Consider the following 13,997-nt stretch of genomic DNA (forward strand, 5'->3'; position numbering starts at 1 on the left):
TGGTTACTCTCCTTCAACCCGCATGATGCTGGCGACACCCCGCACGGTGTCGAGCTTGCGCAACGCCTCGACGGTCCCGACGAGGGCCGCGTCGGACGCACGGTGGGTGACGACGACGAGGGAGGCCTCGCCGTCCTTGCCCTGCTGGCGAACCGTATCGATCGAGACACCGTGCTCTGCGAACACGGTCGCCACCTGGGCGAGAACACCCGGTTTGTCCGCCACGTCGAGGCTGATGTGGTAGCGGGTGACAACCTCACCCATCCCCGACACGGGCAGGGCGGCGTACGCCGACTCGCCGGGCCCCGTTGCCCCGCTGAGCCGGTTGCGGCAGACGGCGACGAGGTCGCCGAGCACGGCCGAAGCGGTCGGGGAACCCCCCGCGCCGGGGCCGTAGAACATGAGCTGGCCGGAGGCGTCGGACTCGACGAACACGGCGTTGTAGGCGCCGCGCACGGAGGCCAGCGGGTGGCTCAGCGGGATCATCGCGGGGTGCACGCGCGCGGTGACGGACGCACCGTCCCCGGCCCGCTCGCAGATGGCGAGCAGCTTGATGGTGCAGCCCATCTCCCTGGCGGAGGCGAAGTCGGCCGCGGTCACCTCGGTCATGCCCTCGCGGTAGACATCGTCGAGGCGCACGCGCGTGTGGAAGGCGATACCCGCGAGGATCGCGGCCTTGGCGGCGGCGTCGAACCCTTCGACGTCGGCGGTGGGGTCGGCCTCCGCGTACCCCAGGGCGGTGGCCTCGTCGAGGGCCTCCTGATACCCGGCCCCGGTCGAGTCCATCTTGTCGAGGATGAAGTTGGTGGTCCCGTTGACGATGCCGAGCACCCGGTTGACCTTGTCACCGGCGAGGGACTCGCGCAGCGGGCGGATCAGCGGGATGGCTCCGGCGACGGCGGCCTCGTAGTAGAGGTCCTTGCTGTTCGCCTCCGCCGCCGCGTGGAGGGCCGCCCCGTCCTGGGCGAGCAGCGCCTTGTTCGCGGAGACGACCGACGCGCCGTGCTCGAAGGCGGTGGTGATGAGGGTGCGGGCGGGCTCGATGCCACCGATGACCTCGACCACCACGTCGATGTCGCCGCGTTTGACGAGGGCGGTGGCGTCGGTGGTGATGAGCGCGGGGTCGATGCCCTCACGCACCTTGGAGGGCCGCCGTACGGCCACGCCCGCGAGCTCCACGGGCGCCCCGATCCGGGCGGCGAGGTCGTCGGCGTGCGTCGTCATGATGCGCGCCACCTCTGAGCCGACCACTCCACAGCCCAGCAGCGCCACCTTCAGCGGACGCGTACGCATCATCCGACCTCGTTTCCTCTTACCGTCTACGGTTGCACCAGTCTCACTCACCGGACGGGACTTTCTGCCCTTCGTCCGGATCGTGAGATATCTATTTCATTTCTACCGGGTGGCAGACAGGAGATCTTCCACCTCGCGTTCGTGCGGCTCAGCCGACGTCGAGACGAAGGAGGTCCTCCTCCGTCTCCCGGCGGACGATCACCCGGGACTCGCCGTCGTTCACGGCGACGACGGGCGGCCGCAGGACATGGTTGTAGTTGCTGGCCATGGACCGGCAGTACGCACCCGTCGCCGGTACGGCGATGAGGTCACCCGGCGCCAGGTCGGCCGGCAGGAACGCGTCCTTGACCACGATGTCCCCGCTCTCACAGTGCTTGCCGACGACACGGGCGAGCATCGGCTCGGCGTCGCTCGTCCGGGACACGAGGGCGACGCTGTACTCGGCGTCGTACAGCGCCGTACGGATGTTGTCCGACATGCCGCCGTCGACGGAGACGTACGTCCGCAGCCCCTCGAGCGGCTTGATGGTGCCGACCTCGTAGAGCGTGAAGGCGGTCGGCCCGACGATGGCGCGCCCCGGCTCGACGGAGATACGAGGCGTCTGCAGACGGGCGGCCTCGCACTCACGGGTGACGATCTCGGTCAGCGCCTTGGCGATCTCGTGCGGCTCACGGGGGTCGTCGTCACTCGTGTAGGCGATCCCGAGCCCGCCCCCGAGGTCGATCTCGGGCAGCTCGACGCCGTGCTCGTCACGGATGTCCTTGAGGAGCGAGACCACCCGGTGGGCGGCGACCTCGAAGCCCGACATGTCGAAGATCTGCGACCCGATGTGGGAGTGGATCCCGATGACTTCCAGCCCTTCGAGCTGGAGCGCCCGCCGCACGGCCTCGGCGGCCTGCCCGCCGGCCAGCGGGATCCCGAACTTCTGGTCCTCGTGGGCGGTCGCGATGAACTCGTGGGTGTGTGCTTCCACGCCCACGGTGATACGGATCTGGACGCGCTGCCGCTTGCCGAGCTCCTGCGCGATGTGCGCGACGCGGACGATCTCCTGGAAGGAGTCGAGGACGATACGTCCGACGCCTTCGGTGATCGCGCGGCGGATCTCCTGCGCGGACTTGTTGTTGCCGTGGAAGGCGATGCGGTCGGCGGGCATGCCGGCGGAGAGGGCGGTCGCGAGCTCGCCCCCGGAGCACACATCCAGGTTGAGCCCTTCCTCGTGCAGCCATCGCACGACGGCGCGGGACAGGAACGCCTTGCCGGCGTAGAAGACGTCGGCGTCGGTCCCGAAGGCGCTGCGCCAGGCGCGGGCCCGGGACCGGAAGTCGGCCTCGTCCATGAAGTAGGCCGGGGTGCCGTGCTGTTCGGCGAGGGACTTCACGTCGATACCGCCGACGGTGACGACGCCGTCGGCATTGCGGGTGACGGTCTGGGACCACACCTTCGGGTCGAGGGTGTTGAGGTCGGCGGGCGGCGCGGAGTAGTGGCCCTCGGGAAAAACGTCGGCGTGGCGGGGCCCGGCGGGGTGTGCGGAACGGCTCATGACTTTCGTGGGCTCTCTCAGATGTGGTCGGGTGCGTCGATGCCGAGCAGGGACAGGCCACCGGCCAGCACCGTCCCGGCGGCTTCGGCGAGCGCGAGCCGGGCGCGGTGGGTGGCCGAGGGTTTCTCCGCACCGCGGGGAAGGACGGCGGGCAGCAGGGGCAGGACGGCATCGGCGACGGTGACGAGGTGCCGGGCGAGACGGTCGGGGGCACGGTGGGCTGCCGCCTGGGCCAGGACGCGGGGGTGATCCGCGAGCAGGGCGGCGACTTCGTGCCGTACTTCCCCGGGTTCGGCGTCGAACCCCAGGTCGGCGGCGTTACGGCTGAGAGCCCGGGTGCGGGCGTGGGCGTACCGGACGCGGAAGAGAGGGTTGCTCTCACGCTGGACGAGGTGCTCGTCGGTGATACGGGGCCGGTCGTGACCGGCGGGGTGAAGCAGGGCCCAGCGGGCGGCGTCACGGCCGAGCGGGACGGGGTCGACGGGGGCGGGCACCGGACGCACGTCGCAGTAGGGCAGCGCGGGCGAGTCCTGCATACGACGCCTGTCGACCCGTACGCCCAGGATGTCGACCCAGCGCGGATCGAGGGGCGCCTCGCATCCGGTGCGGACGGCGGCGCCCTGGGACTGCAGAATCCGAGCGAGGGCGTCCATCACGACGACGGCCCGCACCTCGTGGGGGCAGTACAGCGGGATGAAGTCCGCCGAGGGGCCGTTGGCGTACCCGTACCGCGTGCCGCGCCGCAGGATCTCCGCCACGAGGGCGGCTGAGGCGGTGTCGCCGAGGCTGATGTTCAGAAACCCGGGCCCGGTGACTACGACGTCGGTGATGCCGTCGGTGCTGAGCAGGTGGGCCTGCAGGATCGCGGCGACGTCCCTCGCCTGCTGTCCGGCCGGGCGCGCCAGCTGGAGCGCGACGTTGGTGGCGTAGTCCCCACAGCCCCCGGGCCCGGGAGCACTGACCACGACCCGCTCGGGCACGGCGACCTGCAGCTCCCCGTCATCGACAGCACGACGCACCGCGCGCAGCACGGTACGGGAGAGCTCGACGGGGGTCACGGGACAAGCGTATGGGAGGAGGGGGGTGGGTATGCGAACGGGTTTGGGGAGGGTCCGGGATGTGGACGGGCGGGCGGCCGGGCGGTGGGGCGGGCGGTGTGTGGGTGCCGGGGCTACCTGGGGGCTGGGGGCGCTGGGGTGCGCCTGGGCGCGCGGGGTGCCCTGGATGCGCCTGGGTGCGCTGGGGTGCGTCTGGGGGGCTTCTGGTTGGCAGGGGTGCCGGGTCGCTGACGCGCTCTTGTGCCGATCCGGAAACGCCCGGCGTCTCAGCTTCCGGTGCGCCCCGCGGCCTCGCCGGCTGCCCCCAGGATGCCTCCGAACACGGCGGTGTCCGCGGCCCTGTCCGCGCTCCCGGCGTCGCCTTCCCCGACCCGTTCCCGGGCCCGTTCCCCAGCTCGCCTCACCTCGATCAACCTCCCTACGAGGCTGACTAGTTCGGCGGGCTCGAAGGGCTTGGCGAGGAAGGCGTCGACGCCGACGTCGAGGCCGGTGTCGACCTCGTACTGCGTGCAGGCACTGATGATGGCGAGGGGGAGATCACGGGTACGGGGATCGGCACGCAGCCGAGCGGCGGTGCGCAGTCCGTCGAGCCGCGGCATGACGACATCCAGGGTGACCACATCGGGCCGCACCTGATGAATGACTTCCAGACACTCGGCACCATCGGCCGCGGTCACCACCTCAAGCCCCTCCAGCTCGAGATTGACCCTGATCAGCTGCCGGATGACCTTGTTGTCGTCCACAACAAGCACCCGGCCCGACGCGCCTGGCACAACTCGAGAGTAGGTCCGGACCGGCCACGGCGTCCGGGTTTTCCCCACTTCCACCCCCTGCGAGCAAGCCACCCCAGGTCACACCCCGTGCCGCGACCCCGCAAACCCGTTCATGAACACCCCACCGAAGCTGGTAGGGTTCTACCCGTCGCCGCCAAGCAAGGCGCCCGACACGCCCCCGTAGCTCAGGGGATAGAGCAACGGCCTCCGGAGCCGTGTGCGCAGGTTCGAATCCTGCCGGGGGCACTTCGCCTCAACCAGCACGATGATGTGGTTGACCAGCGCAGGTGCCATGCATGAAGAGCGGGAACCAGTCTCACTGGGTCCCGCTCTTTGTCATTGCTGGGCGCTGATCTCGTGTGAGCGGCGTGTGGGGACGACGAGCCTTGTGCTGCTCGGTCTCGCGGTCAGGCCACGCGCCTGTGTTGCGGCACGATGACGCCATGGATCTTGAGGTGATAGCCGCGCTTTCCGCTGCCGGAGTGGCGTTGATCGGAATACCCGCCACGGTGCTCATCGGCCGATGGCAGATGAAGGCCGCCATGCGCACTGCGGAGGCCACTCTTGAGGCGGGCTTGGCACAAGCCGATTCTTCCTACCGTGCAGCATTGGACGCTGTCCGTGCCGAGACGTATGCCGCTCATTTGCAGTGGCGTCGTGGCATCCAGCGGGAGGCGTACGCCTCCTTCCTACTTGCAGCTCACCGCGTAGTTGAGGTGGGTGAGCGATTTGTCGAGGACAACGCGCAAGAACTGCCACGGGAGAGCATCAGAGCAGGGAGAATCGCTATTGACGATGCTCTCGCGACGCTCAAGGCGACTCAAACGATCATCGAGCTAGAAGGCCCGGATGACGTAGCTGCGCCTGCCGCAGGGATGACCAACGCTGCTAAGTCGATGGCGATCTACCTCGGCCACCAAGCCACGTTCGAGAGGGCCCAGGGTAAGATCCATAGACTGTTGGATCATCAGCCACAGCCCGTCAGTGCCGCCGCTGAGCGGCTCATACAGGCGCTTTCTCGTCTACGCCGTCTCCAATCGACGGCTTCTTCCGATTCATCAGACTGGGACGAGCACGAGACTCAGGAAACCCGAGCAGCGGAGCGGTCCTGCCGCGAAGCCGGGAACGCCCTGCCCACCAACGCCCTCGACTACGAAGAGTTCGAGGCACTCGTCGAGGGGCACTTGCGCCGCCCTCCCATGCTAAGCAGCAGGTACCTCGATGCTGCTCGGCAATTCGACGACGAGGAAGTAGCTTTCGTTCGCGCCGCAAAAATAGAGCTGCACAGTCGGGTTTCCTGAGGTGCCTCGGCAGCGGCGCATTTAACGGTCAAGCACTGTACGCGAGTTGGCGCGGAAAACTGAACGAGCGCCGAGGAGACCGCTCAGCTTTTCTCGCCATCTCTAGGCAGCTAGTCATCGAGGCCTGCCCGACCCATAGCCCTCTCACCTTCTGGTTGTTCTCCGCCTCGCTGTCGTCGATGCAGCCTGCATAACGACGATGGATGACCTCCGGGGAGACGCCAGCACGCCTGGCCACTTCGGCTACAGGCAGGCCGGCGCGGAGCCAGTTCGTGATGCACGTGGCCCGGAGGTGGTACGGCTTCCGAGCCAAGGGCGAGTCCGCCTTATCCGGCAGGAGCGCAAGAGGTCTGGCTTCCTGCCACACGCGCCACTAGCTGGACGTACCGAGCAGGTCGTGACCTCGAAGTCGTCAAAACCAGGAGGCCGCTGTGGACTTCCAGACTTGTCCGCTGACTCCGATCGCGGACAGATGGCCCCCGCAGACGCCGGCGAAGACCAGCGCGATCGGTTCGCCGTCGATCGGAGCGGGGCCGTACTCACGGAAGTGCTCCACCGACCTGATCGGCTGCAGCGTCATGGGTTTTCTCGGTACTCCACAGCGCGGCCGATGAGTTTGTGGCTCCCTGCCGGTCCAAGCTCGTGACACCCTAGGAAAGGACACCGCCATGTCGGAGCTTCTCGTCGACTTCATCACCTCCCTCGACGGCTACGCATCGGGAGAGGGATGGCCCGGGTTCTGGGGCCTTGAGGGCCCGGAGTACCTCGCTTGGCTCGGCGAGCAGCCCGAGGCCACCTACCTGATGGGGGCGAACACCTACCGTCTGATGTCGGGTTTCGCCGCAGGCGAGGTCCCGACTGGCCAGGACGAGTTCAGGCCCGAAGAAGAGGCGTCCGTCGACGAGCTCACGCAAGCGTCCAAAGTGGTGTTCTCCTCCTCACTCGAGGAGCCACTGACCTGGGCCAACTCCACGCTCGTCCGTGACGACGCCGTCGAGGCGGTCCGCGCCATGAAGTCGAGTGGCTCGGGGCTCCTCAGCACGATCGGCAGCCTCAGCCTGTGCCGGTCCCTGCTACGAGCCGGACTCGTCGACCGCTTCCGGGTCGTGATGTTCCCGGTGATCACCGGGGCCACGGGCGAAGAACGCATCTACGACGGCTATCCGGACGTTGCCCTCGAGATGATCGAGCACCGCACCTTCGACGGCCGCATCCAGCTGGTCGAGTACAAGCCCCGCGTGCTCGAGCACCCGCCGCTCGGCGACCCTGCGTGACGTCGCCCCGTCCGCCGGTCCGGACGGCCGCCAAGCCGGCGCCAGCGGGCGCGGAGCAAGACCTAATAGGGGGCGAACAGCCAACGTCAGGACACTGCCGCCGCGACGCGGAGAAACAGCGCAACCAGGAACGCGACGAACTGCGGGCCGGGCGACTCGGCGAACAGCAGCCCCGAGTCGCGTCCGGCGGCCGTGCCTCGGGGCGGGCCTGCCGCCACCGCTCAGCCGAAGTGAGGGTGACGTTGGTGTCCCGTCGGCTGGTCCCGGTGAGGAGCTTCCGGGGTGGTCAGGAGTTCTGCTGCCTGGTGCTCGGTGTGTGCGGCTGCTATTTGCGCTTCCGTCACGACGTCTCCGCGTTCGCGCACCAGGTCTTCATAGATCGGCAGGTGATCGCTTCCGGTGGGAGTGTGGGGAGTGGGTGCCATAAAGCTGGTCCTTCGCTGGGTAATGCCGTCAGGCCCTGTTGAGTCGGGCGGCAATTCCGTGCCCGAGGAGCAGATAGAGGACGGCGGGGAGGCCGTAATTGAGGAGGACGCGCAGCCCCTCTGTGTCCATCGTGAAAATGTCCTGTGCCCATCCGGACAGCCAGTCCGCCGATCCGTGCACGAATTCCACGAACGCGTTGCCCTGGTTCGCGTCGAGCAGGTACAGCACGATCCACAGGCCTAGAAGACCTGCGGCGACGTCGGCAATCGTACAGATTGCCAGGGCCGCTCTGCGTCCGGTGTCCTGGTTGCGCTGGGAGGGGTCGGGGGGTGCCGGCTGGCCGTAGGGCTGGTAGCCGGGAATCGGGTCGGTGTTCACGAGGAATCCGTTCTGACGCGTTGCCGGGCGGAGAGGTGTAAGCCATCCCGCGAAACCGGAATCGGACGTCGCGGATGACCTGCTTCTGCCTGGTTCTGCGTCATGCGGGCGCGACCGCGTTACACCACTGCCCTGATCGTCCCCAAACGGCGGCAATATGGCGGCCTATTCGGGTACTTGCCTCAATAGGCGCGTGCGGCCGTACATTTGCGGCACATTTGCGGATGCACCGACGGCTGGGTCCCGGAGGGCGGGTCAGGCCTGCGTGGCCGTCGGCAGCATCGCCCAGACCGTCTTGCCCGCCGGCTGGCGTCGGGTCCAGCCCCAGTGTTCGGACAGGGCGTCGATGATGCGCAGCCCCCGGCCGTGCTCGTCGAAGGGGTCGCCGGCGTGCGGGTAGACAGGCGGGTGGTCGCTCGGGTCGGCGACAGCGCAGACGAGGTGGGCCGGGCGCCGGAGGCTGAGCCTCAGCCAGATCTCGCCCTCGGGGCGCGAAAGGGTCGCCTCGGCAGAGGGGGGCGTTACGGCGTGCAGTACGGCGTTGGCCAGCAGTTCGGTGACCACCGTGAGGGCGTCGGCGCTGCAGTGGTCCAGTGCCCAGTCGTCGAGCGTGCGACGGACGAAGTCGCGGGCTCGGCCGCAGCCCTGTTCGGCACCGACCAGGAGCAGGGCGGCGGAACGAGGCGAGGTGCGCGGGACTTCGGGGCCGGTGAGCCTACGGGGGCCCAAGGGGGCGCGGTGCGCTTCCGGCGTCACCGTCAGCCCCGCACGGGGCGCAGCGCTGCCGGGCAGTTGGAGCCCTTCGTACGCAGGTAAGGACACAACGTCTCCCTGATACACGGTCAGGACGTGGCGCCCGCGCGGCCGTTGACGCCACGGACTATTATCCACGTCGACGGCGCCTCCGTGCAATTTCACGGGAAATTGCGCAAGGGTGTCGGCGCAGAACACGTGATGCGGTCCGGGCCCGGCGGGGCGACGGAGCGCACGCGTGGCCGAACGTGAGCAAGGAGAGTGCAGTGCCAACAGCACAGAACGGCGTACGGGCAAGCTCGTTGGGCGTCCGCTGGATCAAGAGCCGGCACAGCAATGCCGAGGGCAACTGCGTCGAGGTGGCCAGCCTGGTCGACGGCAGCATCGCGATGCGCAACTCCCGTGACCCCGACGGACCGGCCCTGGTGTACACGCCGGCCGAGATCACCGCGTTCCTGGCGGGTGCCAAGGAGGGAGAGTTCGACCACCTCGCATGACCGCGACACAGGACCGGAAAGGAAGCGAAACACCGCTGGGAAGCGGAAGTTGAGCCTTTCAATTGCCGCGGTTTTGGCGGCAGGAGGCGGCGGGATGCGATAATGCGGTCTGTCGTATGCCGGTCTACGGGGAGTCAGGATGTCCGCCGAGTCACCTCGCATCTCCCGCCTCGAGCCCTATCTGAGCCGGACCGAACCCGCGCCGACCCTGCTGAAGATGCTGGTCGGCGTCCAGCTGGCGGGTATCCGCGAGGACGCGGGCCTCTCCCAGGACCAGGCGGCGCGTGCCGTGGGTTTCAGTCCGGCGAAGCTGTCGCGCATCGAGGCGGGCAAGGGGCGTCGGCCCCCGACGGAGGCCGATGTCCGCCTGCTGCTGAACGAGTACCGGACCGAGGAGTACGAGGCCTCGGTGCTGCTGCAGTTGCTGAAGCGTGCCGGTGAGCCGGGGTGGTGGCAGCGCTATGACAAGCGGCTGATGCCCGAGTGGTTCGACCGGCTGGTCGGGCTGCAGGAGGCCGCGACGGCCATCCGTACCTTCGAGATCCAGTACGTGCCCGGCCTGTTGCAGACCGAGGCATACGCGCGCGCCGTGGTGGAGCGCGGGCTGCCGTCGGCGCCCGGCCGCGAGGTGGAGCGGCGTGTGGAGCTGCGGATGCGGCGGCGGGAACTGGTGCGCCGCGCGGACCCGCCTCAGTTGTGGGCGATCGTCGATGAGTCGGTGCTGCTGCGGATGCTGGGCAGCCGCGAGGTGATGCGCGAACAGCTCGAGTACCTGGAGGAGATGGCTCGGCTCCCCCATGTGACCCTGCAGATCGTGCCCCTGGACGTGACCAACGCGTCCGCGCCGGCCATTCCCGTCACCTATCTGCGTTTCGGCGGCGTCGATCTGGCCGACATCGTCTATCTGGAGCACATCAAGAGCGCCGCCTTCCTGGAGGACCAGGACGAGACGGAGGAGTACCGGATCGCCCTGGACCGTCTCGGCGACGAGGCCCTCAACCCGCGCGAGTCGCTGGAGCGGCTGCGCGAGACGAAGGCCCGGTACTCCCCTGCCCCGTAGGGCACTGCGCCCCGTAGGGCACTGCGCCCCGTAGAGCACTGCGCCCCGAAGGGCGGAGCTTCGTTACGGCAGGCGGCCGACACCTCCGAACTCGATCCACTCCTGGGTCAGTTGACGCGGCGCCACCTCGGTGTCGGGGCGCCAGGTGGAGACCTCGACCAGGCCGGGTTCGAGGATCTCCAGACCCTCGAAGTACTCCGCGACGTCCTTCTCCTGGCGCACCCGGCCCCAGTGCCCCTGTGTCGCCTGGTCCATGAAGTCCGTGACGAACTCGCGGACCTTGGCGTCCTCGCTGACGAGCTGGCACATCAGCATGAAGCTGCCGGGCGCGAGGTGCTCGCGCACCCGGCGGGCCACGGCGAGGGGGCCGTCGGTGTCGCTGTCGGGGATGCAGTGGAAGACCGAGTTGAACAGCACCGCCACCGGCTGCGAGAAGTCGATCAGGCGCTCGGTGTCGGCGTGGGAGAAGATCGCGTCGGTCTCACGCATGTCGGCGTGAATGACGGCCGTGTTGTCGTTCTGGTCCAGCAGGGCGCGGCCGTGGACCAGGACCATCGGGTCGTTGTCGACATAGACCACGCGCGAGGACGGGTCGACGGACTGGGCGACCTGGTGGACGTTGTTCTGGGTGGGCAGACCTGAGCCGTGGTCGAGGAACTGCCGGATGCCGTGGTCCTCGGCCAGTGTCCTGACCACGCGCTGCAGGAAGCGGCGGTTGTTCAGGGCGAGGGCGCGGGTGCTGGGGACGACCTTGTCCAGCTCCTCGCAGGCGGCTCGGTCGGAGGCGTAGTTGTCCTTGCCGCCGAGGTAGTAGTCGTACATGCGCGCGGCTGTCGGAATCGTGGCATCGATCGACGTGGACAGCTGCTTTCCAGGCTCCATCGTTTCCCCCAGTCACAGGGCCGGCCGAGGAGATCACCTCGCCGACAACACATCCTAGGGAGGGGGAAGTTGGTGGGGCCAGTCCATCGGTCAACCGCTGGAGAAATGACCCCTCGGCGACGGGCCGCCGACGGAATCCGCAGGCCGGGGAACCAACTCAACCCGGCCACAGAACGGCGCAATTGTCCGGAGAAGGCGCCTCTCGTCCCGGATGTCGCCATGTCGCCGTGTCGCCGTGTCGCCAAAGATGCGTAGATGCATACGACGCACTCCAGTTCGACGCCAGTCGGAGCCTGCCCTCACGGCCATGGAGTCGCACCCGTGAGGGCTTCTCGGACGCCTTTCATGATCGGGGCTGTACGGCGCGCCACTTCGAACTAGGGTTCTTGGTCGGAAGCCACATTCGACGGGGGTACGCACGTGGCCGATTCGGCGCGCTCGCTCGACGACACCGCGCAGGACGGGGGAAGGCCGGGCCGGTTCAGCGGCATGGGCCGCTTCATGCTCGTCTGGAGCGGGCAGGCGATATCCCTGGTCGGTAACTCCGTCCTGCGCTTCGCCTTCGTCTTCGAGACCTGGACCGCCCCTTCGACGAGAAGGCGGCCGGCACGGTGCCGGGCAGCGGGGTGGGCGTGCTGGTGCTGCGCCGACTGGAGGACGCGCCGGCCGACGGTGACCCGGTGCGCGCGGTGATCCGGGGTACGGCGGTCACCAACGACGGTTCCGGCAAGGTCGGTTTCACCGCCCCGGGGGTGGACCAGCAGACGGCCGCGATCACGGAGGCGTGGGCGGCGGCGGGGCTGGAGCCGTCGGCGGCGCAGTACGTGGAGGCACACGTGACCGGGACGGAGCTGGGAGACCGGATCGAACTGGAGGCGGCGAGCGCGGCCTTCGCAGGCGGTCGTGCGGGCGATGTCCGCATCGGCTCGGTGAAGTCGAACATCGGGCATGCGGACGCGGCAGCCGGGGCGGCGGCGCTGATCAAGACAGTCCTCATGCTGGAGAACGCCACGCTGGCCCCGACGGTGGACGTCACCCGCCCGGTCACCGCGCTCCGGGACTCCCCGCCGCGGCTCGTGACCGAGGCCGAGAAGTGGCCGGTCAGGGCGGGCCTGCCCCGGCTGGCGGGCGTGACGTCGGTGGGAATCGGCGGCACGAATGTGCACGTGGTGGTGCAGGAGGCGCCGGAGCAGCGGACCCGACCGGGCAGTCCCGCGCACCCGCTGGTCCTGCCGTTGTCGGCCCGCACCGAGCACCAACTCGCCGCACTCGCGGACCGGTTGGCGCGGCGCCTGCGCGAGGCGGACGCCCCGTCCCTGGCCGATGTCGCCCACACCCTCCGCACGGGCCGGGTGGCGATGCCCGTACGCGGCTATGTCGTGGCCGCCGGGGCACGGGAGGCCGCAGACAAACTCACGTCCCTGGCCGGGGGCCGCCGGGACACCGTGACCGACCCCCGGGGCGAGGCATGGCTCAGCGGCGAGGAGGTGACCTGGCCGGCCCTCGACGGTGACGTACGGCGGGTGTCACTCCCGACGTACCCGTTCGCGGGTGAGAGCTACGGCGCACTGACGCCGAGGCGGCCGGCGACGGCGGACAGGACGGCGGAAGCGCCCGACCTGCCGAGCCCGACCCCGGCGTCGGCTCCGTCGCCGTCGCGGTCGCCGTCGCCGTCGCCGTCGCCGGAGAACGAACTCGCCTCCAAAGTGGCCGAGTTGGTGATCGAGGCACTGGAACTCAACGGCGCCCCCGACCTGGAGAAGACGTACTTCGAAGCGGGCGGCGACTCGCTGACGGCCGTCCACCTCGCCGGAAGGCTCCGCGACGAGCTGGGCATCGACGTACCGATCCAGCTGTTCCTCGAACCGATCACACTGAAGGACATGACGAACCGCATCGTCGAGACGAAGCAGAACGGCGACGCCGACGGCGCACTCGACACCCTCCTCTCCGAATTCGAGGCAGAGTCATGACCGTCCCCCTCCCGGACAGCCGGACCCGATGGCTCAGGGGCGTGAGCGCGCCCGGCGCGAGAGTCCGCCTGGTGTGCTTCCCCCACGCGGGCGGCGCGGCGGGCTTCTTCCGCGACTGGGCCAAGCTGACGCCACCGGAGATCGAGGTCATGTCGGTGCAGTACCCCGGCCGCCAGGACCGGCTGTCCGACCCCTGCGCGAGCACGATGGAGGAGCTGGCGGGCGCGATCACGACAGCCCTGCTGCACGAGCTGACCGACGACGTGCCGTTGGCCTTCTTCGGCCACAGCATGGGTTCGTCGGTGGCGTACGAGGTGGCCCGCCGTCTGGAGGACGTTCCCGGCCGCACCCTCACCCGCCTGATCGTGTCGGGCCGCACCCGGCCCCTTGTCCGGCAGGAACAGGCGCCGCGCCCGCTCCAGACCGACACCGAGATCCTGGACCACGTCCGGCGGCTGGACCCCGAGGGCGCCGCCGTCTACGAGCACCCCACGCTGCGGCCGTTGATCATGCCGGCCCTGCGCGCGGACTTCGGGCTGCTGGCGACGTACCGCCCGGATCGTCTGCACCGGCTGGGGGTTCCGGTCACGGCCTGCGGCGGCGACCGCGATCCCGCCTGCTCGATCGAGGACCTCTCGGCATGGGCGGACGTCACGACCGAGGGGCTGGACGTCCGGGCCTTCGAGGGGAACCACTTCTATCTCACCCCGCGCCGAGAGGAGCTGATCGCGCTGATCACCTCGCTGCTGTCGTGAGCGGCGCGTCGAACGGACGTACAAGTGGTGAGGT

14 protein-coding genes and 1 tRNA gene are annotated in these 13,997 nt (G+C 69.0%); 7 read left to right on the forward strand and 8 right to left on the reverse strand.

Annotation, left to right across the window (positions count from 1 at the left end; translation table 11 throughout):
• Positions 1-3: 3 nt before the first annotated feature.
• The 4 genes from ACFY5C_RS30460 to ACFY5C_RS30475 all read right to left on the reverse strand — a co-directional run bounded on the left by ACFY5C_RS30460 (position 4) and on the right by ACFY5C_RS30475 (position 4,643).
• Positions 4-1,293: a homoserine dehydrogenase gene (locus ACFY5C_RS30460; RefSeq protein WP_328430417.1), complete on the reverse strand. Its 1,290-nt coding sequence runs from the start codon at positions 1,291-1,293 to the stop codon at positions 4-6.
• 148 nt (positions 1,294-1,441) lie between these two features.
• Positions 1,442-2,833 (reverse strand): diaminopimelate decarboxylase, encoded by a 1,392-nt coding sequence (gene lysA, locus ACFY5C_RS30465; protein WP_389449977.1) that lies wholly within the window; start codon positions 2,831-2,833, stop codon positions 1,442-1,444.
• Between the two features lie 17 nt (positions 2,834-2,850).
• Positions 2,851-3,891, reverse strand: a complete 1,041-nt coding sequence (gene nrtL / locus ACFY5C_RS30470; protein ID WP_389449980.1) for an ArgS-related anticodon-binding protein NrtL — start codon at positions 3,889-3,891, stop codon at positions 2,851-2,853.
• 266 nt (positions 3,892-4,157) lie between these two features.
• Positions 4,158-4,643 carry a response regulator gene (locus ACFY5C_RS30475; protein WP_389450264.1) on the reverse strand — a complete coding sequence of 162 codons (486 nt, stop codon included), beginning with the start codon at positions 4,641-4,643 and terminating at the stop codon, positions 4,158-4,160.
• A 195-nt stretch (positions 4,644-4,838) separates the two neighbouring features.
• Between ACFY5C_RS30475 and ACFY5C_RS30480 the strand changes: the two genes are divergently transcribed.
• Both ACFY5C_RS30480 and ACFY5C_RS30485 read left to right on the forward strand, forming a co-directional pair.
• Positions 4,839-4,910: transfer RNA gene (locus ACFY5C_RS30480), tRNA-Arg, on the forward strand.
• 197 nt (positions 4,911-5,107) lie between these two features.
• A complete protein-coding gene (locus tag ACFY5C_RS30485) occupies positions 5,108-5,965 on the forward strand; it encodes a hypothetical protein (protein ID WP_389449983.1) in 858 nt (285 codons plus the stop codon).
• 412 nt (positions 5,966-6,377) lie between these two features.
• Here the strand turns inward: ACFY5C_RS30485 and ACFY5C_RS30490 are convergent, their stop codons facing one another.
• Positions 6,378-6,545: a hypothetical protein gene (locus tag ACFY5C_RS30490; RefSeq protein WP_389449986.1), complete on the reverse strand. Its 168-nt coding sequence runs from the start codon at positions 6,543-6,545 to the stop codon at positions 6,378-6,380.
• A gap of 88 nt (positions 6,546-6,633) precedes the next feature.
• Here ACFY5C_RS30490 and ACFY5C_RS30495 point away from each other — a divergent pair, with 88 nt between their 5' ends.
• Positions 6,634-7,239 carry a dihydrofolate reductase family protein gene (locus ACFY5C_RS30495; protein WP_389449988.1) on the forward strand — a complete coding sequence of 202 codons (606 nt, stop codon included), beginning with the start codon at positions 6,634-6,636 and terminating at the stop codon, positions 7,237-7,239.
• A gap of 453 nt (positions 7,240-7,692) precedes the next feature.
• Here ACFY5C_RS30495 and ACFY5C_RS30500 read toward each other — a convergent pair whose 3' ends face one another.
• Complete coding sequence (locus ACFY5C_RS30500) at positions 7,693-8,043, reverse strand: hypothetical protein (RefSeq protein WP_389449991.1); 351 nt, start codon at positions 8,041-8,043, stop codon at positions 7,693-7,695.
• A gap of 255 nt (positions 8,044-8,298) precedes the next feature.
• On the reverse strand, positions 8,299-8,865 hold the full coding sequence (locus tag ACFY5C_RS30505; RefSeq protein ID WP_389449994.1) for an ATP-binding protein: 567 nt from the start codon (positions 8,863-8,865) through the stop codon (positions 8,299-8,301).
• A 197-nt stretch (positions 8,866-9,062) separates the two neighbouring features.
• Here ACFY5C_RS30505 and ACFY5C_RS30510 point away from each other — a divergent pair, with 197 nt between their 5' ends.
• Complete coding sequence (locus tag ACFY5C_RS30510; protein ID WP_389449997.1) at positions 9,063-9,293, forward strand: DUF397 domain-containing protein; 231 nt, start codon at positions 9,063-9,065, stop codon at positions 9,291-9,293.
• Positions 9,294-9,432: 139 nt separating this feature from the next.
• Complete coding sequence (locus ACFY5C_RS30515) at positions 9,433-10,353, forward strand: helix-turn-helix domain-containing protein (RefSeq protein ID WP_389450000.1); 921 nt, start codon at positions 9,433-9,435, stop codon at positions 10,351-10,353.
• A gap of 63 nt (positions 10,354-10,416) precedes the next feature.
• Here the strand turns inward: ACFY5C_RS30515 and ACFY5C_RS30520 are convergent, their stop codons facing one another.
• Positions 10,417-11,235, reverse strand: coding sequence for an SAM-dependent methyltransferase (locus ACFY5C_RS30520; RefSeq protein WP_389450003.1), 819 nt, complete (start codon positions 11,233-11,235; stop codon positions 10,417-10,419).
• 611 nt (positions 11,236-11,846) lie between these two features.
• On the opposite strand from ACFY5C_RS30520, the gene ACFY5C_RS30525 reads away from it, so the two are divergent.
• On the forward strand, positions 11,847-13,208 hold the full coding sequence (locus tag ACFY5C_RS30525) for a ketoacyl-synthetase C-terminal extension domain-containing protein (RefSeq protein WP_389450006.1): 1,362 nt from the start codon (positions 11,847-11,849) through the stop codon (positions 13,206-13,208).
• Entirely contained in the window at positions 13,205-13,963 is a 759-nt protein-coding gene (locus ACFY5C_RS30530) for a thioesterase II family protein (RefSeq protein WP_389450009.1), read from the forward strand. The genes ACFY5C_RS30525 and ACFY5C_RS30530 overlap by 4 nt, the downstream gene beginning before the upstream one ends.
• The last annotated feature ends 34 nt before the right edge of the window (positions 13,964-13,997 follow it).

The organism is Streptomyces sp. NPDC012935 (assembly GCF_042900345.1).
Classification (GTDB): Bacteria; Actinomycetota; Actinomycetes; order Streptomycetales; family Streptomycetaceae; genus Streptomyces.

Excerpts from the sequence above, each read along its gene's own strand:
- ACFY5C_RS30520 (WP_389450003.1), bottom strand. The coding sequence starts at position 11,235 with ATGGAGCCTGGAAAGCAGCTGTCCACGTCGATCGATGCCACGATTCCG.
- ACFY5C_RS30485 (WP_389449983.1), top strand. The coding sequence starts at position 5,108 with ATGGATCTTGAGGTGATAGCCGCGCTTTCCGCTGCCGGAGTGGCGTTG.
- ACFY5C_RS30495 (WP_389449988.1), top strand. The coding sequence starts at position 6,634 with ATGTCGGAGCTTCTCGTCGACTTCATCACCTCCCTCGACGGCTACGCA.
- ACFY5C_RS30515 (WP_389450000.1), top strand. The coding sequence starts at position 9,433 with ATGTCCGCCGAGTCACCTCGCATCTCCCGCCTCGAGCCCTATCTGAGC.
- ACFY5C_RS30490 (WP_389449986.1), bottom strand. The coding sequence starts at position 6,545 with ATGACGCTGCAGCCGATCAGGTCGGTGGAGCACTTCCGTGAGTACGGC.
- ACFY5C_RS30460 (WP_328430417.1), bottom strand. The coding sequence starts at position 1,293 with ATGCGTACGCGTCCGCTGAAGGTGGCGCTGCTGGGCTGTGGAGTGGTC.
- ACFY5C_RS30530 (WP_389450009.1), top strand. The coding sequence starts at position 13,205 with ATGACCGTCCCCCTCCCGGACAGCCGGACCCGATGGCTCAGGGGCGTG.
- lysA (WP_389449977.1), bottom strand. The coding sequence starts at position 2,833 with ATGAGCCGTTCCGCACACCCCGCCGGGCCCCGCCACGCCGACGTTTTT.